17 protein-coding genes and 1 pseudogene are annotated in these 18,822 nt (G+C 61.5%); 7 read left to right on the top strand and 11 right to left on the bottom strand.

Annotated features, from left to right (window positions below):
- Positions 1-82 precede the first annotated feature (82 nt).
- From FJ940_RS23865 to FJ940_RS23820, 10 genes are all read right to left on the bottom strand, one after another.
- Positions 83-1,639: an aldehyde dehydrogenase family protein gene (locus FJ940_RS23865; protein ID WP_281405887.1), complete on the bottom strand. Its 1,557-nt coding sequence runs from the start codon at positions 1,637-1,639 to the stop codon at positions 83-85.
- Positions 1,640-1,663: 24 nt separating this feature from the next.
- The gene (locus FJ940_RS23860) at positions 1,664-3,412 is read right to left on the bottom strand and encodes an ABC transporter ATP-binding protein (RefSeq protein ID WP_140498494.1); all 1,749 of its coding nucleotides are present in this window, start codon (positions 3,410-3,412) and stop codon (positions 1,664-1,666) included.
- Positions 3,409-4,167, bottom strand: a complete 759-nt coding sequence (locus FJ940_RS23855) for a hypothetical protein (RefSeq protein ID WP_140658117.1) — start codon at positions 4,165-4,167, stop codon at positions 3,409-3,411. Before FJ940_RS23855 ends, FJ940_RS23860 begins: the two co-directional genes overlap by 4 nt.
- A gap of 8 nt (positions 4,168-4,175) precedes the next feature.
- Positions 4,176-5,933, bottom strand: coding sequence for a hypothetical protein (locus FJ940_RS23850; RefSeq protein WP_140513437.1), 1,758 nt, complete (start codon positions 5,931-5,933; stop codon positions 4,176-4,178).
- A gap of 13 nt (positions 5,934-5,946) precedes the next feature.
- Positions 5,947-6,687 (bottom strand): ABC transporter permease, encoded by a 741-nt coding sequence (locus FJ940_RS23845; protein WP_224619722.1) that lies wholly within the window; start codon positions 6,685-6,687, stop codon positions 5,947-5,949.
- Between the two features lie 72 nt (positions 6,688-6,759).
- Positions 6,760-7,701 carry an ABC transporter permease gene (locus FJ940_RS23840; protein WP_140498498.1) on the bottom strand — a complete coding sequence of 314 codons (942 nt, stop codon included), beginning with the start codon at positions 7,699-7,701 and terminating at the stop codon, positions 6,760-6,762.
- Positions 7,702-7,891: 190 nt separating this feature from the next.
- Positions 7,892-9,403 carry an ABC transporter substrate-binding protein gene (locus tag FJ940_RS23835; RefSeq protein WP_181171806.1) on the bottom strand — a complete coding sequence of 504 codons (1,512 nt, stop codon included), beginning with the start codon at positions 9,401-9,403 and terminating at the stop codon, positions 7,892-7,894.
- Between the two features lie 101 nt (positions 9,404-9,504).
- Complete coding sequence (locus FJ940_RS23830) at positions 9,505-10,128, bottom strand: amino acid synthesis family protein (RefSeq protein WP_140498500.1); 624 nt, start codon at positions 10,126-10,128, stop codon at positions 9,505-9,507.
- On the bottom strand, positions 10,125-10,517 hold the full coding sequence (locus FJ940_RS23825) for a carboxymuconolactone decarboxylase family protein (RefSeq protein WP_140498501.1): 393 nt from the start codon (positions 10,515-10,517) through the stop codon (positions 10,125-10,127). The genes FJ940_RS23830 and FJ940_RS23825 overlap by 4 nt, the downstream gene beginning before the upstream one ends.
- Before the next feature lie 17 nt (positions 10,518-10,534).
- Complete coding sequence (locus FJ940_RS23820) at positions 10,535-11,314, bottom strand: alpha/beta fold hydrolase (RefSeq protein ID WP_181171805.1); 780 nt, start codon at positions 11,312-11,314, stop codon at positions 10,535-10,537.
- 149 nt (positions 11,315-11,463) lie between these two features.
- On the opposite strand from FJ940_RS23820, the gene FJ940_RS23815 reads away from it, so the two are divergent.
- From FJ940_RS23815 to FJ940_RS23800, 4 genes are all read left to right on the top strand, one after another.
- On the top strand, positions 11,464-12,186 hold the full coding sequence (locus FJ940_RS23815) for a GntR family transcriptional regulator (RefSeq protein ID WP_181165366.1): 723 nt from the start codon (positions 11,464-11,466) through the stop codon (positions 12,184-12,186).
- Positions 12,183-13,163, top strand: a complete 981-nt coding sequence (locus tag FJ940_RS23810) for an aldo/keto reductase (RefSeq protein WP_140513428.1) — start codon at positions 12,183-12,185, stop codon at positions 13,161-13,163. The genes FJ940_RS23815 and FJ940_RS23810 overlap by 4 nt, the downstream gene beginning before the upstream one ends.
- A gap of 81 nt (positions 13,164-13,244) precedes the next feature.
- Positions 13,245-13,925 carry a GntR family transcriptional regulator gene (locus tag FJ940_RS23805; protein ID WP_140513426.1) on the top strand — a complete coding sequence of 227 codons (681 nt, stop codon included), beginning with the start codon at positions 13,245-13,247 and terminating at the stop codon, positions 13,923-13,925.
- A complete protein-coding gene (locus FJ940_RS23800; RefSeq protein WP_140567215.1) occupies positions 13,903-14,829 on the top strand; it encodes an alpha/beta hydrolase in 927 nt (308 codons plus the stop codon). Before FJ940_RS23805 ends, FJ940_RS23800 begins: the two co-directional genes overlap by 23 nt.
- Positions 14,830-14,921: 92 nt before the next feature.
- Here FJ940_RS23800 and FJ940_RS28895 read toward each other — a convergent pair.
- A pseudogene (locus tag FJ940_RS28895) lies at positions 14,922-15,472 on the bottom strand (glycerol-3-phosphate dehydrogenase); the annotation flags it as partial.
- A gap of 353 nt (positions 15,473-15,825) precedes the next feature.
- Here FJ940_RS28895 and FJ940_RS23790 point away from each other — a divergent pair.
- The 3 genes from FJ940_RS23790 to FJ940_RS23780 are packed head-to-tail and all read left to right on the top strand — an operon-like array spanning position 15,826 to position 18,793.
- A complete protein-coding gene (locus tag FJ940_RS23790) occupies positions 15,826-16,632 on the top strand; it encodes a metallophosphoesterase (RefSeq protein WP_181169853.1) in 807 nt (268 codons plus the stop codon).
- 38 nt (positions 16,633-16,670) lie between these two features.
- Positions 16,671-17,876, top strand: coding sequence for an ABC transporter ATP-binding protein (locus FJ940_RS23785; RefSeq protein WP_140525274.1), 1,206 nt, complete (start codon positions 16,671-16,673; stop codon positions 17,874-17,876).
- Positions 17,873-18,793 (top strand): sugar ABC transporter permease, encoded by a 921-nt coding sequence (locus FJ940_RS23780; protein ID WP_140498510.1) that lies wholly within the window; start codon positions 17,873-17,875, stop codon positions 18,791-18,793. Before FJ940_RS23785 ends, FJ940_RS23780 begins: the two co-directional genes overlap by 4 nt.
- The last annotated feature ends 29 nt before the right edge of the window (positions 18,794-18,822 follow it).

Genomic DNA, 18,822 nt, shown 5'->3' with positions numbered 1-18,822 from the left:
TACCGGGGGTCATGCCGCCGCCATATGGCCGGCATGGATAGGATCGACCTTGCCGGCTGTTCGCGAAAGGTTTGGCAGGCCTTCAAAGCGACATGATGACCGACTTGGTCTCCGTATAAAGGTTCAGCCCTTCCTGTCCCCGTTCCCTGCCCCAGCCGGATTGCTTGAAGCCGCCGGTGGGTATCGCCGCGTCCACCGAGCCGTGTACGTTGACCCCGATCCGGCCCGCGCGAATTCGCCGTACCATCTTGTGGGCGACGCTCAGGTCCCGCGTCCAGACGCTGCCAGCTAGTCCGAAGATGCTGTCATTCGCCTGCCGCGCGATCTGTTCCAGGTCGTCGTCATCGAAGCTCATGGCGCACAGGACAGGACCGAAAATCTCTTCCTGCACCACCGCCATGTCGGGTCGGGTATCGGTCAGCACCGTCGGCGCAATGAAGTTGCCTTCATTGCCTATCCGCGTGCCGCCAAACGCCACCGTTGCACCGGCGCTCCTGCCCTGCTCGATATAGCTCATGACGCGGTCGCACTGGACCGGGGAAATGACCGGCCCCATCTGGACGCCTTCGCTGAGGCCATGACCGACGCGGATGTTCCCCGCCCGCTGGCCGATCCCATCCACGATCTGGTCGAACACCTTCTTGTGGGCGAACAGCCGCGATCCTGCGGTGCAGACCTGGCCGCTATTGGCAAAAATGCCCTGCGTGACACCGGGAATGGCAACCGACATGTCAGCATCGGGAAAGACGATGACGGGCGACTTCCCTCCCAATTCGAGCGACACTTTCTTCAAATTGCCCGCGGCAGCCTTGACGATGATGCGGCCGACCTCGCTGGAACCCGTAAAGGCAACCTTGTCGATCTGGGGGTGCGAGGCTATCGCTGCGCCCGCCGTAGGTCCAAAACCGGTCACGATATTGATCACGCCGGCGGGAATGCCGGCCTCCTGGACCAGTTCACCGAAGCGCAGCGCCGTCAGCGGCGTCTGCTCCGCCGGCTTGAGCACGATCGTGCAGCCGGTGGCCAGCGCCGGCGCTGCCTTCCAGGACAGCATGAGCAGTGGCGCATTCCACGGAATGATCTGCCCGACGACGCCGACCGGCTCGCGCACCGTGAAGGCATGGTACTTGTCCGGCGCGGAGATCGAAATGGTTTCCCCTGTGATCTTGGTCGCCCAGCCCGCCATGTAGCGGAACATATCCACGCTCAGCGCGACGTCGGAATTCCGGGCATTGGCAAGCGGCTTGCCATTGTTGAGAACCTCCAGTTCGGCCAGTTCATCGGCGTTCTGTTCCAGCAGATCCGCCAGTTTCCAGATGAGACGTCCACGTTCGCTGGGCGTGATGCGGCTCCATGGGCCTTCTTCAAAGGCCCGCCGCGCAGCTTTGACGGCATTGTCGATATCGGCGGCGTCGCCCTCCGGAACCTGTGCAATTATGCGTCCCGTGCCCGGATCATACGTGTCGAAAATCTTCCCGGACTGAGCCGGCACCCATTTTCCATCGATAAGGAGTTTTTTCTCCTGGCGTAAAAAGGACGCCGCCTTCTCTCCAATTCGGAACTGATCAGCATGTGTGTTCATCGAATTCTCCATAGGTATCGGGAAGCGCCTTGCCCGGATTCGTTCAAGGGCGTCCATCTGAAGCGCCCTCGTTAAAGCTTTTCACTCGATCACGAAGTGGTCGGGTCCGACCGCGCGAGGCTGCCGCTTCGGCGGAATGAAATCGAGCGGCCGCACGGGAGACGGCAATTCCGTCACCGGCTTGCCGATCAAGCGGTGCCTGTCCGCGGCCGGCTCTGGGTTCGGCACCGCTGCCATCAGCTTCTGGGTATAGGGATGTTTCGGATTCCCTATCACCTCGCGGCTGGGCCCGATCTCCACAATCTCGCCAAGATACATGACCGCCACGCGGTGGCTGACACGTTCGACAATGGCCATGTCGTGACTGATGAAGAGGTAGGACAACCGCAGGTCCTCCTGCAACTCAAGCAGCAGGTCGATCACCTGCGCCTTTACCGAAACGTCGAGCGCCGAGACGGCCTCGTCGGCTATAATGACCTTCGGGTCGAGCATCAGGGTCCGCGCAATGCAGATTCGCTGACGCTGTCCACCGGAAAACTCGTGCGGAAGACGGGTGATCATCGACGGTTCGAGGCCGACACGCTCCAGAAGATGTTTCGCCTTGTCCAGGGCCTTGGCCCTGGTCGCCAACCCATGGCATAGCAGGGGCTCCGCCAGGATCGCACCGACGTTTTGCTTCGGGTCCAGGGAACTGAAAGGATCCTGGAAGATCATCTGCACATTGCGCCGGAGATCCGAAAGATCGGACCTGTTGTCGCGCCGCACCGTGCGTCCGTCGAAGACCACCTCGCCGGAATCCGGAGGATTGAGAAACAGGATGCTGCGTCCGGTCGTCGACTTGCCGCAGCCGGATTCGCCAACCAGCGACAGCGTTTCTCCAGGCATGATGTCGAAGCTCAGACCCTCGACGGCATGGAGACGCCCCACCTTGCGACGCATCGCCCCGCCACGCACGTCGAACCGGGTCACCAGCTTGCGCACGCTCAAAACCGGCTTCGGCACAGCATCCTTGGCGGGCGCGCGGTAGGAGCGGGCGACGCCTTGCCCCAGGCGGGGGACCGCGTCGATCAGCATCCTCGTATAGTCCTCGCGCGGACGCTCGAAAACGTCCTTTACTGCTCCCGTCTCCACCACGCGTCCCTTGTGCATGACCATGACGCGGTCGGCGATGTTGGCCACTACGCCCATGTCATGCGTGATGAACAGGATCGCGGTGCCGGTATCGCGCTGGACCTCGTTCAGGAGATCGAGGATTTGCGCCTGTATCGTCACGTCGAGCGCTGTTGTCGGCTCGTCGGCGATAAGCAGCTTCGGCGAGCACGCCAATGCGATGGCGATCATGATCCGCTGCCGCATCCCCCCGGAGAACATGTGAGGATAGTCATTGAACCGCCGCCGCGCGTCAGGAATGCGAACGCGGTCGAAAAGCCGGATGCCCTCCTCCCGCGCCTCGGCATCGCTTAAGGGTCGATGCTGGCGCAGCATTTCCTTGATTTGGGTGCTGACCTGCAGAACCGGGTTCAGGCTCATCATCGGTTCTTGGAAGATCATGCTGGCAATGCCGCCACGCACCCGCCGCAATGTCGATGTCGACGCCCCCACCACTTGCTGGCCATCCACGATGACCGAACCGGTCACTTGGGTATTGCCGGAAAGCAGTCCCATGATCGTCATGGAGGTGACGCTCTTGCCGGACCCCGACTCGCCGACAAGCGCCAGCGTCTCGCCAGCATGGATGGCCAGATCGACATCATGCACCACCTGATGCTTGCCGAAAGCGACGTTGAGGCCTTTTACCTCGACCACTGGATCGGATTTCCGTTCACTCATGAGTTTGGCGCCGATGCAACAGTGAAGCCCGCCTGCGAGCGAGAGCGCTCCGAAGTTGGAGCCCAGGTGAGCATTTCGAGCGCGTACAGCGCATCCAGCGTCTCGCGCGACAGGGGAATGCCCTTCTGGTGCGCCATGGCGATCTTTTCCCGAGGCCGAACGACAACGTGCCCGGACGCCTTCAGTTCAGGCCTGCGGGCGCTGACCATGAGAAGCGCGCAGCCCGGCGTCAGCCCGGCGGCGTCGATCGATTCCAGAACCGCCGTGTCCTCACCGAGGAGCGCCGCCAGGGCATCCCGGCCCCGGCCCGAATAAAGCACACCCTGTGCGTCGGGTTCAGCCAACAGCCAGTCGAAGGTTCCATCCCTGGCGATGATGCCGATAGAGGAGAGATTGTAGTCCATCGCACCGACCAGCGTGGCCGGAACAAGCGACAGCTCGGTCGCCGCCAATATCCGGCACATTTCCCATTTGGCGCCGCCTGCATGCGCGGCGAGAGCATCGATCGCGGCAGGTCCCGTTTCCAGAAATGAAACGCCGGCGGCGTCCAGCATCGTGAGCCCGTTCGATTTCCGGTAGCGGAAGCCATGGGAGGGCCGCGGTCCCGCCTGGCGAATTTCATCCAGAATAGCCGGATCGAGCGCCGCACCTGTTGCAACGAGATGAGCGCCCCGGTCAGCGGTTCCGAACGCGTAGCCCAGCGCCCTGAGCGACCACGGCAGGACGCGAGTCAGTTCGGAATAGGCAACAAACATGCTCGTGCTCACAGGGCGACCTCATTCTCATGCTTGCGAACCCGGGAACCCGGCCTGCCAGGCTCGAGGAATTCCGAAGGCAGCGGCTGGTCTTGGAAGAAAGTCCCCCGCACATAGCGGATGCTGAGCGGCGTCGAGCCGCGAATGCCCAGCGACGCAAGGAAAAACCGTATGAGATCGGCGGGGACGAAATCGCGATGCGCGAGCGGATCGCGTATTTCCGCATAGAGCAGGCCATCCAGATATTGCACCCGCGAAATGGCGTAATGCAAGTCCGGATGGTCGAGGACGACGTCGCCGGCGCGCTCCTTGTCACCACGGCTGACCAGCACCGCCGCCAGCCTCTGGATCAATCCGATATGATCGATGAAGGATTCGAAACGCTCGTGCGGGTCGATGACCCGCTCGCCGCGCCTTTGTTCGCCATTGTCGATCGAATGGTACCAGAAGTGCTGATGGGTTTCGGCAAGCGTGCGGTCGGCGGTGAGAGCCCAGACGTAGTTCCTGCGCAGGATCTCGCGCAATTCAGCGACCGTCATTGCTGGCTGCAATTGCCGCTTGCGGGCTGCGCCGATCTGGAAATAGGGCGCGATGGCGTCACAAAAGTCCGGTACCACGTCGAGAAGTACGCTGTGGAACTGCTCACTGGTCTCGCCATCCATGACTTCTGCGACGTGCGCAGCAACGTCGCCCCAGCACCGAAACTGTCCTTCGCGCAGGCTTGCCGATATGCGTGTCAGGTTCTCGATGATGGTTTCGTTGGCCACCACGTAGTCCTGCGTCTGTGGGTCGGTCTGCGCATAGATGCGGATGGTGCTCTCTATCGAGCCGCGGACAACTGAAATGCTTCCCGCATCGACCGGCAGGCTTTTTGCGTAGCCAAGAGCCGCCTCGCGTACGGTCACCCATGTGGCGACCCAATGCGGCCAGCGCTGGAGGGCAACGCACATGCCCTGGCCTGAGGAGTTGCCTATTCCAAGCCCGCGCGCGATCGAAATGTCGAGCTGCGCTGCGTCCGGATTGCGCCGCCGCGCCACGGCATTGACGAGATCGATGGAGACGAGCCGCACCAGGTAGATGGCGAAGATATCCGCAAAGAACGGGTGCGCCAGCGGATGCCCCTCGGGAATGCCCGGATAGGAAACCGTGCCATTCCGGCCGCTGCTTTGAAAGCCACCGTTCCGCATGAGATAGGCGATGCCGAGCTCGGGGGCGGGCTGTTCGCCGCGGGACAGTGCTTCGACTACGGCGTCGAAATGCCGGCTGCTGCGATTGGCCGGGGTCCAGCCGACCACATCCGAATCCGTACGCATCTGGCCTTCAGCCTTGATGTCGAACGTTTCAAATTCCCGCTCGATACGCTGTTGGCTGGCAAGATTGACGAAGAGCGCGCCGAACATGTCACGGTCCGCGCCATCGGAGCGGCGTCCGACTTTTTCGATTCCGTCCCATGGATATGCTCGGGCAATATAGGAGAAGGAATGGCCTTCCGCGTCGATCCGGTAGACGAATCTCGCCGCGCCGTCATCGCCGCATTCCGCCGAGATCATCCTTATCTGCCAGCGTTCGCGAACGATCCTGCGCAACAACATGTCGGCAAAACTGACGCGCGAAGCCTTGAAGCAGCGAAGGTTCTCCACACGCATCAGAACATCCGCCGGCCGCATCCATCGCCGCGCTTTCAGGGCACCTTCCCGGCCGGCAAACTCCTGCAGGCGTTGTTCTATGAATGCCGGCAGCGGCGGCTCGATCTGGTTAGACGTCATTTCCCTGTTCCAATCAGCGATCATTGCGGGACGCGGCCTCGTTCATGCTCGACCCGACAAGATAAAATGTGAAAACTGTAAGGGCGACGGCAGCGCCCGGCCCCAGGCTGAGCAGCGGCAGGATCGGCAGGAACATCGAACCGTCGCGTACCATGCCGCCCCAGTCCGGAGCCGGCGGAGGAACGCCCAGCCCCAGGAAGCTGAGGCTTGCGGAGGTGAAGATCGCGAAGGCCACATTGATTGCGAACTGCGCCCACACCACGCGCATCGTGTTTGGCATGATATGATGGCGGATGATCCAGAAAGAGCTTGCGCCCGTGGCGCGCGCAGCTTCCACGAAGACCATTTCCCGGACGACGAAGACCTGACCACGAACCAGCCGGGCGACCGTCGGCGCGGTGACGACACCCAGCGTGACCGCCAGGTTGACCACCGATGGCCCGAGCATCGCGGTGATGATCAATGCGAGAACGAGCCCCGGCAAGGCGATGAAAATGTCGATGATCTGGACGAGGACAAAATCGATCCAGCCACGGAAAAATCCGGCGATCAGGCCAATGGGGGCGCCGATCAGCACAGCCACTATGGCCGCCGAAGCGCCCACCTGCAGTGAAACCCTTGTTCCGTAGATGACGCGCGACAGCACGTCCCGGCCAAGTTGATCCGTGCCAAGGATGTTTTCAGCCGAAGGCGGGCCGAGGACGTTTACCGTCGTGGCGGTCGGGTGCAGGGGCGCGATCAAGGGCGCGAACACCGCGATCAAAGTGATGATCACCAGAAGCGTCAGGCCAAGGACCAATCGGAATGGAAGTTTTCTCATTGGATGCTAAGCCGATGTTCGCACGAGCGGATTGACGAGGCTGTAGGTCACGTCCGCCACAAGGTTGAGGATCATCACGCCGACGATGATCACCATTCCAACCGACAGCATGACAGGAAAATCCCGGGACGAGATCGCTTCCACCAGAAGCCGGCCCATGCCCGGCATCGAAAAGACGGTTTCGGTGACGACCGCGCCGCCAACCAGTTGTCCAAGCGAAAGACCGGCATAGGTGATCAACGGCAATATGCTGTTGGGCAGAATGTGCCGGTAGGAAATGCGCGCCTCGGACAGCCCCTTCGAACGCGCGGCCTGGATGTAGAGGCTGCCTTTCACCGACTGGTATTCGGCTTTATAGACGAGCGTGAAGGAGCTGAAATAAAAGGTCGTAAGCGTGATGACGGGCAGGATCATGTGGATGAGATGCTGCCCGGCGCCCCGTGACCACGGCGACCATCCGGTCGTCGGCAGCCAGCGGAGCTGAACCGAAAAAAGGTAGATCAGCAGCAGTCCGAGAAAGAAATTGGGCACGGTGATGCCGACGATGCTGACGGCGGCGGTGAGCCGCTCCACCAGCTTTTTCATGAACGTCGCCGAATTGATCAGCGTGGCCCCCAGGAATGCGATGAGGATCGCCCAGGATGCCAGCTCAAGCGTTAGAGGAAGGGCATCCGCGATCATTTGCGCGACAGGCTGTTGGGTGGAATAAGACCGGCCCAGGTCGCCCGACAATGCGGCGCTGATCCAGTTCCAGTAACGCGACAGGATGGGCTGGTCGAAGCCTAGCTTCGCGTTGAGTTCGGCGATCGATTGAGGGGATGCGTTCTCCCCCAGCATGATCGCCGCCGGCGTCCCCAGAAAGGACGTCACCGACGTGAACAGCAGAAACGTCAGAACGATAACGTTCGGAACCATGATCGCTATGCGGGAAAGTACAAGCGCAAGCATGCCGGCCTCAGTTCATCGCGAAGGATTGAAGAAACGTCTCCGGGGAGCCCGTCTCGCAAAGCGGGCGGTTGGGGCACATCCGATGGGCGGCGGTCATAATGGCGATCAAGTTCCTCTACCGGTTGCAGGCGGGACCGGGTCCACCCGCGCCAGACGCCGCGGCGCGGCGCGCCGCGGCAAAGCATGAAGATCAGGCCTGCGTTTTCCAGACGTAACGGAACCGCGGGATCTCGTCCGGCATCGGAGCGAACCCTTTGACGGTGTTGCGCATGGCGTTGAATTCGATGCTGAACCCGACGGGCATGTAAGGCAGATCGGCAGAAATCTGACGCTGGATCTTTTCGTACAATTCCTTGCGGCGCGCCTGATCGGAAATTACCCGCGCTTCATCGATCCATTTGTCCACTTGGTCATTCTTGTAGCCCGTGGAGTTCGCGGTGCCTTTGCTGGAGAAGAGATAGTGGATCAGGCCGTCGGGATCCGCCCGTTGCGTCCAGCGCATCGGCGTGAAGCGTATCTCGCCTGAGACCGCCTTTGCGTAGTAGTCGCTTTGGGGGACCGGCTCGAGCTCAATGTTGAGGCCGATCGCGTCGAGGTCTTCCTTGGCAAGTTCGGCAAAGCGTCGCAGCGTATCGCCGCTTGGCGCAGCAAGCTTGATGGTGGTGCCCTTCAGGCCGGAATCAGCCACGATCTTGCGCGCCTTTTCCGGATCGTATTCGTAGTGCACCAGATCGGTTGGGGTCCACCACAGGCCGTCTGGCGTGAAGCTGTCGGAAATCTTGCCTTGCCCCGCCCATATGATCTGGTTGATGCGGTCGCGGTTGAGGCCATGCGCGATGGCCTGGCGCAGTTCCGGCTTGTTATATGGCTCGGCGTCCCACCGCCACTGGTAGGAATACCAGACGCCACCCTTCGACGGCACAAGCTCGATGTCCGGGCTGGCCTTGGAAAGGCGCGTATCCAACGGATCAAGCTGGCTTATGAAATCCAGTTCACCGATGGCCATGCGCTGAATGCCGACGACGTTCGTCGGAATGTCATGGAAGGTAATGCCGTCGAGATATGGCATTCCCTTCTGCCAATAGCTGTCGTTCTTGGTGAGCGCGATGCGCGACCCGCGGACCCATTCGCCGAAAACGAACGGACCGGTCCCGACAGGATTGGAACCGACGTCGCTGCCGTATTTCTTGGCCGCAGTTGGCGAAGCCATCAGCCCTGCGCGGTCGGCAAACAGCGCCAGCAGCGGCGGATAAGGTTCCTTCATGTCGATGGCGACGGTGAATTCGTCCAGCACTTCGACATTCTTGACGCCTTCCAGCAACTTGAGCTGCGATGAGTTGCCTTTCGGATCGAGACGTGCATCAAGGTTCCATTTCACGGCCTCGGCGTTGAACGGTGTGCCGTCATGGAACTTCACGCCTTCCTGCAGCTTCAGGACCACGCGCTTGCCGTCGTCCGAAAACTCCCAGCTTTTCGCCAGGGCAGGCTTCAGGGAGAAGTCCGCCTCGGTCTCGAGAAGCGTATCGAATATCAGGAAAAGGATCTGCCGCTCGGTCCATTGCGACGACTGAAGCGGGTCGAGCGTGCGGACGTCGCTGATGAAGCCGACGTTGAGCGTGCCGCCGGTGACCGGCTGGGTATCTTGAGCCAGCGCTACCGCCGGCAAAGAGGCCACGATTGCGAAGCCGCTGACGGCGGCCATAAATTGCCTTCTATCCATGACAAATCCTCCGTTGGTTCAGTTCCCGATATTATCGGCATTGCCGTTATTGGCCTCCGGGCAAGGACCCGGAGGCTTGCGCGTTATTTGCTCTCGGCTGGCAGCGGCCGGCCGGCCTGATCGACTCCCATGATCCGCATGTCGTTGAACCGATCGCCGATGCGATGGTGCGGACGCCCGCCGCTCGCGGCGCCCAAGGCGATGACGATCTCGTCATGCGCAGGCGCGTCGGGAATGGTGAATTCCACGGTCAGAAAATGAGCGCGGCTTCCCTTCTTCTCAGCGTCCTTGTGGGTCAAGGGAACGGTGAGCGCGGTGCCGGCGCCGGCACGCTTGTTCGTGAACGGGAGAAAGGAATCGCCACCAGCGGCGATGCGGAAGACATTGCCGAAATGCAGCGTGTGGATCAGGCCGGCCGCGTGTTCGACTTCGCCGTCCGTCCCGGTCACCGCGCACTTTCCAAACGCTTCTATCCTGTCCGGACCGCCCATGATCGCCACCAGGCGAGGCACGAGGGCATCCGTGAGAGCCTTGGCGTGCTCCATGATGTGCGGCTGCAGGTCCTCGACGAATGCCGATCCTGCCCAGGGATTGCGGATTACCGCCGCGCAGGCGGCCATGCGAAGCGGAACCGGCGCGACGCGCCCCCCTTCGATAAGCGTGTCCTCGACGAAATCGACGATCTTGCGGATCAGGACCCCAGTCATTTTTCCACTCCGCCGGCTGCGAGTTCGGCAAGCACGCGGTTGGCGATGCGATGGCATTCGACGCCGACAGGAACGCCGCAATAAATCGTGAGATGGGTTATCAACGCGTCCAGCTCGTCACGGGTGACCCCGTTGCGAAGGGCGCCGCGAAAATGCAGTTCCCACTCATGCATGCGGTTGAGCGCGGCAATCATGACGATGTTCAGCATGCTGCGGGTCCTGGCATCCAGCCTGTCGTCACCCCAGGCCGTTCCCCAGCAATATTCTGTGATAAATGACTGAAAACCCTTGGAAAACTCGGTTGCCTTGCTCAGCGAATTTTCAACATATTCGCTGCCGAGCGTCGCCTTGCGCCGCTCCAGCCCACGCTCAAATAGCGTCTCGTTCATTCGTCTTCCCTTCATTTTCAGCGTGGACGCAAAAGGAACTCGCGGACATGGTCGGACACCAGCTTGGATGCCTCGACCAGGACGCTGTGCTTCAGGCCGGCCAGAATGCGTAATTCCGAATCGGGGATCAGCCGGTGCATCGTCTCGGCCATCCGGACATTCGACCCCTGATCGAATTCGCCCGTCATCACCAGCGTTGGCTGTCTGATCTCGGGAAGCCGATCCACCAGTTCGGTAAGGCCGAACACCCGATACGCCTCCAGGTAAGACGGCACGTGGACAGCCTTGAGCTCGGCAATTCGCCGCTCGATCACATCGGGATGGCGCTCGGCGAATTCCTTGGTGAACCAGCGGTCGTGCGCAGCACCAACTACTGCGTCCATACCGCCGTCGCGGATCATCTGCAGGCGCGCCACAACCTTCTCACGTTCGGCGGGGGTGCGCCCCGCAACTGCGGAAAGAAGCACGACGCGCTCAAACCGGTCCGAATAGGAACAGGCCAGTTCTTGCGCGATCAAGCCCCCCAATGAAAAGCCGACCAGATGGGCTTTGCGCACGCCGGCGTCGTCCATCACCCGAACGATATCGGCGGCAAACTTCTCGACGGAATATTCCGAATCGATGTGCGCGGACTGACCATGACCGCGCAGGTCGGAGCGAATAATGTCGAAGCTGCCCTCCAATTGGAGGCTGACGTCGTCCCAGCTTTGCAGGTTGGCGCCGACACCGTGCACCAGCACGAGAGGATGGCCCTTACCGCTTCTCTCATAGGCGATGAGATCGTCTTTGGTGCGCATCGGCGCCATCCCAGGTCCCTCGTTCGAACTCGATTTTTTTGGTATACCGACAGACAGGCATATGGTCAACCGTATTTGAATCGGCTACTTGTGATGAAAGAGTCGAACGCGTAGCTGTCATGGAAGGAACGACGGGAGAGGACGCCGCGATGCATGAATGGACGGACTGGTCGATTGCGGATTCGCCGACATTGCGCGAGCAGACCGTTGTCACGCTGCGCGAGGCGTTGTTCAACGAAGTGTTCAAGCCGGGTGACAAGCTGGTGGAACGGAAGCTCGCCGAGCAGACCGGCGTAAGCCGCACAAGCATTCGGGAAGCGCTGAGCCAGCTTGAGTCCGAAGGGCTTGTGACTCGGGTAGCCGGCAAGGGCATGTTCGTGACCCGCTTGTCGGAACGGGAAGTCCGGCAGATCTACGAGGCCCGCGCAATCCTGGAATCGGCCATGGCGCGCCTGTTTGTCGAACGGGCCAGCCAGGAACAAATGGACGAATTGGCGCGGCGTATTTCGGAAGCAGGCGAAACCGACACCTCCGAGCTTGCCAGGCAGCATGCTGAGAAGCTCGACGCGGTGTGGGACATCATCATGCAAGGCGCAGGCAACGACATCACCAGGCAAATGACCTTTCTCCTGCATGGCCGCGTCACCTATCTGCGCACCGTCACCACCCGCGTCGCCTCGGCTGAACGGCGCAGGAATACGATGGCCTTGCTCCACGGCATTTTCGACGCGCTGCGCGCGCGCGATGCCGACCTCGCCGAAAAGCTCACGCGCGGGTATGTCGAAAGATCCGCGGCTTTCGCGCTGTCGCTGCTGCGGGACTCCGGGCAGAACGCCAAATCCTCATCACGCAAGCAACGGATCGACACATGAACTATGTCAGGCTCGGCAAGAGCAATCTGAAGGTATCCCGGCTATGCCTCGGCGCGATGGGATTCGGATCCGCGGGATGGCGGGCCTGGGTGCTCGATGAGAAGGCGTCGGCGCCGATCGTTGCGCGCGCCCTCGACCACGGCATCAACTTCTTCGACACCTGCGACTTCTATTCGGCTGGCGAGAGTGAACGCATTCTCGGCCAGATACTCGTTCTCAAGCAGCCGCGCGACAGCTTCGTCATCGCCACCAAGGCGGGAAACCCGATGGCCGCGCATTGCAACGGCCGCGGCTACTCCAGAAAGCACCTGTTCAAGGCAATCGACGATTCGTTGGTCCGCCTTGGAACCGATCACGTGGACCTCTTCCAGACGCATATCTGGGACAAGGACACCGACCTCGACGAACTGGTCGATGCCATGGCGGATATCGTGCGCGCCGGAAAGGCGCTCTATGTAGGCGTCACGACGATGCCCGGCTGGACACTCGCAAAATGCCGTGCGGCTGCCAGCGCACGCGACCTTCCGGCATTCATCTCGATGCAATGCGAATACAATCCCGCTCACCGGGAGTGCGAGCGGGAACTGCTTGCCTACTGCCGCCACGATGATGTTGCCCTGATACCGTTCAGCCCGATCGCGCGCGGCTTCCTTGCCGCGGATCGCCGCAATCCCGGCCAGCAGACGGCGCGCACGAAAAGCGACGACTATACGCAGAAATATTACCACCGCGACGGCGACCACGCCGTGCGCGAAGCCGTCGCTGCCGTTGCCGCCGACATCGGAAAGACACCGGCGCAGGTGGCTCTCGCCTGGACATTGGCGCGCCCCGGCATTACCGCGCCCATCTTCGGAGCGACCTCGACAGACCATGTCGACGAGGCAGTCGCGGCATTGGACATAGTGCTTACCTCCGAACATATCGACCGCATCGACGGGGCCTACGAGCCACGGCCGCTGAACGCCTCAGGCCACTGAATGAAGCACAATGCTTGCGGTAAGCTGATATGCTTGTGAAATTGCACTCGTTCGCGCACGTTTCAAAGGAGCAAATCCGCCGTGTATGATCTGCGAGTCCATGCTCCGCCGCGCCTGTACACGCAGGTGGCCGATACCATCCGCAACGCCATCGTCGTCGGAGAACTGGCGCCGGGAGAGCGGCTGGTGGAGCGCACGCTTTGCGAGCGCATGGGCGTTTCGCGGACGTCGCTCAGGGAAGCGATGCGCGAGCTCGAGAACGAGGGCCTTGTCACGAACCTGCCCAACCGGGGGCTTATCGTCTCTGTCGTCGATCCCAAGATCGCGAAGGACATTTTTGATCTTCGCGAGGCGCTGGAGGCGCTTGTATGCAGGTTGTTTTGCGAGAATGCGACTGACGATCATATCACGCGTTGTCGGGGCGTGTATGACGAGTTGATGGAAACCTATCGCGTCGGTGTGGCGCGCGAAATGATAGCTGCAAAGACTAGATTCTACGACGTCTTGGTAGCGGGCGCGAACAATTCCGAGGCGGAACGGATGCTTCGCAGCATCCATATGCGGGCCTCACAGTTGCGCATGATTTCTCTTTCCGATGCAGAGCGGCGAAAGGCATCTCAGGAAGAGCTGGCAGCCCTGCTCGACGCCCTTGTGAATCGCAGGGCATCGGATGCCGAGCGGCTTGCAAAAAAGCATGTACGCAAAGCCGCCCAGTTCGCGCTCGGGATGATCGAACAGCTTGAAAACCAATCCGTCAGCTGATCGGCGGCGCTTGAAAGCGCGAGACGCCGCCCGTCCGCCGCTACCCGCGGCGACGGTGAAGGAGAATTATGTCGTGGCGGGCGGCATCCGTACGCGCTATTTCGAAGCTGGCAGCGGACCGGCCGTGATCCTGCTGCACGGCTCGTCACTGGCGATCGATGCCTGGTCCACCTGGCACAACACCATCCCGGCACTCGCGCATGACTTCCGGGTGCTGGCGCCCGATCTGGTCGGCTTCGGTCTCTCGGATGCGCCGGTGGACGGGAAACACGTTCCCCGCCTCGAAAGGCGGCATCACGTTTCAGCCTTCATCGAAGCGCTCGGCGTCACCCGATGCGCGCTCGTCGGCCATTCCGAAGGCGGTTTCATCGCGGCAATGCTCGCCGTTGAAAAGCCAGGTCTGGTCGATAAGGTGGTCGTCGTGAGCAGCGGTGCGACCTCCCCGCGCCTCGGCGGAAATGAGGACCACGCTTGGCAGGCAGCAGCGGCAGCAGCGTATAATGTGCTCGAGGGATGCGACACCGAGGAAGACTTTCTGCGAACCAATGCGAGGCTAAGCACGAAGAATCCGCCGGAGTTCGTGGAGCTGCTAAAAAAGAACTACCGCCTGGCCTGCGAGTCCGGTCAGTTGGAGCGCTTCAAGCAGGCTGCCCGGAAAAAGGACGACACCGAATATACCCAGATCCAGGAGGACCATCTCCTTCCGCATTTGCCCACCATGCAGGCCAAGCTGTTCATAGCCTGGTCAGGCTGCGACGAAACCGTGCCGGTGGCGCGCGGCATCAAGCTGCTGGAACGCGCGCCGCAAGCCGACATGCACATTTTCGCCAATGCCGCTCACATGGTCATGATCGATCGCCCACGCGAATTCAATGGAGTTGTCCGGGACTGGCTTGGCAGCTAGCGCCGGTCAAACCGTCCAGCTTATGACCCACAGCAAGTCGTCCCAAGAGGCCCGCCATGCCGCGGGAGGATGTCCTCGGGCGTGCGCCCTCACTCCCTCGCCACCAGGTAACGCGCTTCCGAGTCATAGAGCAGCCCGCCATAGTGCTGCCCGAGGTCGGACATGCCAGCCGTGGCGCCCACCACCTCCTGGCCGCGTGCCGTAGAGCCGCCGGTAATGATGAACGAGGGCGCGCGGCATCCACGGCCATGTTTCGCATAATCCGTTGACGGAAGGCTCAAAGTCCGCGTTCGGCATGTTGCCGCCCGGCAGCGGCACACTCGCGGTCCAGTCGCCCCCCATCTGCGGAAAGATATGTTCGAGGCGATGGGCCGCGCTAGGCCAATTTCCGGAAGGTCGTGATCTTGCCGCCGAAGACATTGAACAGTGGCGTGCCCCCGGTCTCGTCAACGTCGAAGACGTAGTCGCGCGTAACCGCCGAAGGGTTCCCATTGCCGTCGTCGAACAACAGCCGCACGCCCCAGAACGCATACAGCAAGTCCTGGGGGCGCAGCTTCTCTTTGAAGTAGCGGTTCACGGCCGCGCTCAAATACTCGATCTCGGTCTGGTCGATCTGCACCGCTTCGGCAGCACCCTCATAGGCGCGGCAATTAGAGGTGCGGCTACGGTCGCGATTTTTATCTTGATATTTTTATCAAGCTGTGAAATTTTTTTCAATTAAATGCTGGAGGAAGTTTTCCGCACCTCAGAATGCCCTGACAATGGGCATCGGACGGAGAACACGATGGGAGGTTCAATATGCCGGTCCAAGCCGTTTCAACCGAGTGAGCCTTTCCTGCGGGAGACGCCGCGTCCTGGACCTAAAAATCCGACGTCGTCGTCACACCTTCACAGGCAGGGGAAAGAATGCGTCCGCCTTCAGGCGCTTCTTTCGACACGACGAGATCAACACCGCAAGACGCGGCAAAGGTTCCAGAACGTCCGATGACGCGAATAGTGCAGATTTCCGATACCCATCTCAGCCCTGGTAAGCGGCATTTCCTTGCCAACAGCCAGCCGCTCCTCGACTGGCTGAAGGAAAGCGATGCCGACCTCGTTATCCATACAGGCGACGTCACCGTGGATGGCGCCGATGTCGAGGAGGACATGCGCTATTGCGCCGAGATGATGGACTCCATCGGACTGCCCTATCTCGCCGTGCCGGGCAATCACGACGTGGGCGAGCCCAAGCATCTCTATCAGCCAGTCAACGCAGAACGCCTGGCCCGCTGGCGACGTCATTTCGGGCCGGACTGGTGGCATCGCGACATCGAGGGCTGGCGCCTGATCGGACTCGATTCGATGCTGTTCGGCAGCGACGAGCCGGCCGAAACGGAGCAGATCGCGTGGCTGGAAAACGCCATGCGCGAAGCGTCCGGGCGCCGGATCGGCTGGTTCACCCATCGCCCGCTCTTCATCGGCGAGCCGACCGAAGGCGACGTTGGATACTGGGCGCCCACTCCCGAGCCTCGCGCGCAACTGCTCGACATGGTGCGCCGCTACGACGTGGCCTTCGTGGCCAGCGGCCACCTGCACAAACTCTACGATCGTCAACTCGGCGGCGTCCGGTACCTGTGGGGGCCGTCGTCCGGCTTCCTCGTCGAGGCGCACTTGCAGCCGGAAGGGATGGCCGGAGAAGCCACCTTGGGCGTGCTCGTCTACGACTTTTCCGGGTCCGATTTCACCGTGCGGCCTCATGAAATTCCGGGCCTCACACCCTTTTTCATCGGTGATGTCGTGCATGAGGTCTATCCACCGAGATAGCGCCTCTACCCAATTGTTCGCGAAACGGAGCAACCCCAGTGGCTGCAGTGGAAATAAAGAACCTTTCGAAGTCCTTCGGGCCCCACCGGGTTCTCAAAGACATCAACCTGTCCATCAACGATGGCGAGTTCCTGACGCTTGTCGGCCCCTCCGGCTGCGGAAAATCGACGCTCATCCGCATCATCGCCGGCCTCGAGCCGCAAACCTCGGGCTCGATCCTCGTCGATGGCGCGCCGATCGATCATCTGAGGCCGCATGAGCGGCGCATCGCCATGGTGTTCCAGAGCTACGCGCTCTACCCGCACATGTCCGTCTTCAACAACATGGCGCTGCCCCTGACGATGACCGGGCTTAGCCTCTACGAGCGCCTGCCGCTCGTCCGCCTACTCTCGTCCCGGCGCCGCAAGGTGATGCAGGAGATCGGCAAGCAGGTCAGGGGCATCGCGGCGCAACTTCAGATTGAACCTCTTTTAGAGCGCAAGCCCGCCCAGCTCTCCGGCGGCCAGCGTCAGCGCGTCGCGCTCGGTCGCGCCATGGTGCGCCAGCCCGCCGCTTTCCTGATGGACGAGCCACTTTCTAACCTCGACGCCAAGCTGCGCGTCCACATGCGTAGCGAGCTGGCCGAGCTTCACCAGAGACTCGGCGCGACATTCGTCTACGTCACGCACGACCAGGTCGAGGCGATGACTATGTCAAGCCGGGTCGCCATGATGGAAGGCGGAGACATCCTTCAACTCGGCACGCCCGACGAACTCTACGACAGGCCGGCCAACGTCCAGGTCGCCCAGTTCATCGGCAGCCCGACGATCAACCTGATTCCCGTGACGGTGGGGGTCGGTGGGCGGCTGGAATTGCTCGGAAAGCCTCTGCCGATCGGCACCGCCCTCCCCGCCGGAGAGAAAGCGACGATCGGCGTCCGCCCGGAAATGATCCTGCCCGGCGCGGTCTCGGGCCAGTCGGCGGACCAGGTCCCGCTTCCGGCGAAGCTGCGGCGCAGCGAGCATCTCGGCTCCGAGAAGATCCTGCATTTCGATGTTCCCTCGCTCCCTGGGATCTTGGTGACCTCGCGCATAGGCGCGGGCGTGCCGGACGGTGAGGTCGAGAACACCGAACTCTTGTTCCATCCCTCGGCCTGCCATGTCTTCGATGCCGCCGGAAACCGCGTGGAACCCCAAGTTTCCCAAGACGCGGCCACCGCCGCCAAGGGAAAGCTGCGCCTCGCAGAGGGAGCGCGCGCATCATGAGCCTGACCGCGGTACCCGCTCCGCCCGCCCGGCCCGGTGCCCGGCAGGCCTTCATCGAGAGGCTGGTCGCCGGCGGCTTCGCGCTGCCTGCCCTGCTTTTGCTGGTGCTGACGATTCTCGTGCCGCTCGGCGTGCTCGGTTATCTCAGTTTCACCGACTACGAGCTCGGCGAGGTCGATGTCCATTATGTCGGCCTGCAAAACATCACCGACGCGCTGACCGATCCGGAATTCCGCCGCGCACTCAAGAACACGCTCGTCTACGTCGCGATCGTCCTGCCCGGCTCGGTGATCCTGTCGCTGCTCGTCGCCGTCCTCGTTCACCGCCGCAAGCGCACCCGCTCACTCTACGAAATCATCTACTTCCTGCCTGTGACCTCGACCTTCATCGCCATGGCGACCGTGTGGCAGTTCCTGCTGCACCCCAGCCTCGGCCCGGTGAGCGCGGTGCTGCGCTGGCTCGGCATCGGCGAGGTCGCCTTCCTGAGCAATCCCTCGCTGGCGCTGCCGACGCTTGCCGTGATCGGCATCTGGCAACTGGTCGGCTTCAATATGATCCTGTTCCTGGCCGGCCTCTCGACCATTCCAAAGGACCTCTACGAAGCCGCCGAGATCGACGGCTGCGGCGGCGAAATCGACCGCTTCCTGACGATCACGTGGCCGCTGCTGGGACCGACGACCATGTTCGTCATCGTCACCAGTTCGATCACCGCCTTCAAGGTGTTCGACACGGTGGCGGTGCTGACCCATGGCGGTCCGGTGGGATCGACCGAGGTCCTGCTCTACAAAGTCTACCTCGAAGGCTTCCAGTACTTCCGCATGGCGTATGCGTCGGTCCTCACCTTCATCTTCCTCATTTTCATTCTGGTCTTCTCGATCCTCCAGACCGTCGTCATGGACCGCAGGGTGCATTACTGATGACCGACACAACCATCACTGCTCCCGCG

The organism is Mesorhizobium sp. B2-3-7, from assembly GCF_006442695.1.
Classification (GTDB): domain Bacteria; phylum Pseudomonadota; class Alphaproteobacteria; order Rhizobiales; family Rhizobiaceae; genus Mesorhizobium.
The sequence above is the reverse complement of the archived record's forward strand: the minus strand, read 5'-3'. Positions and strand labels throughout refer to the sequence as shown.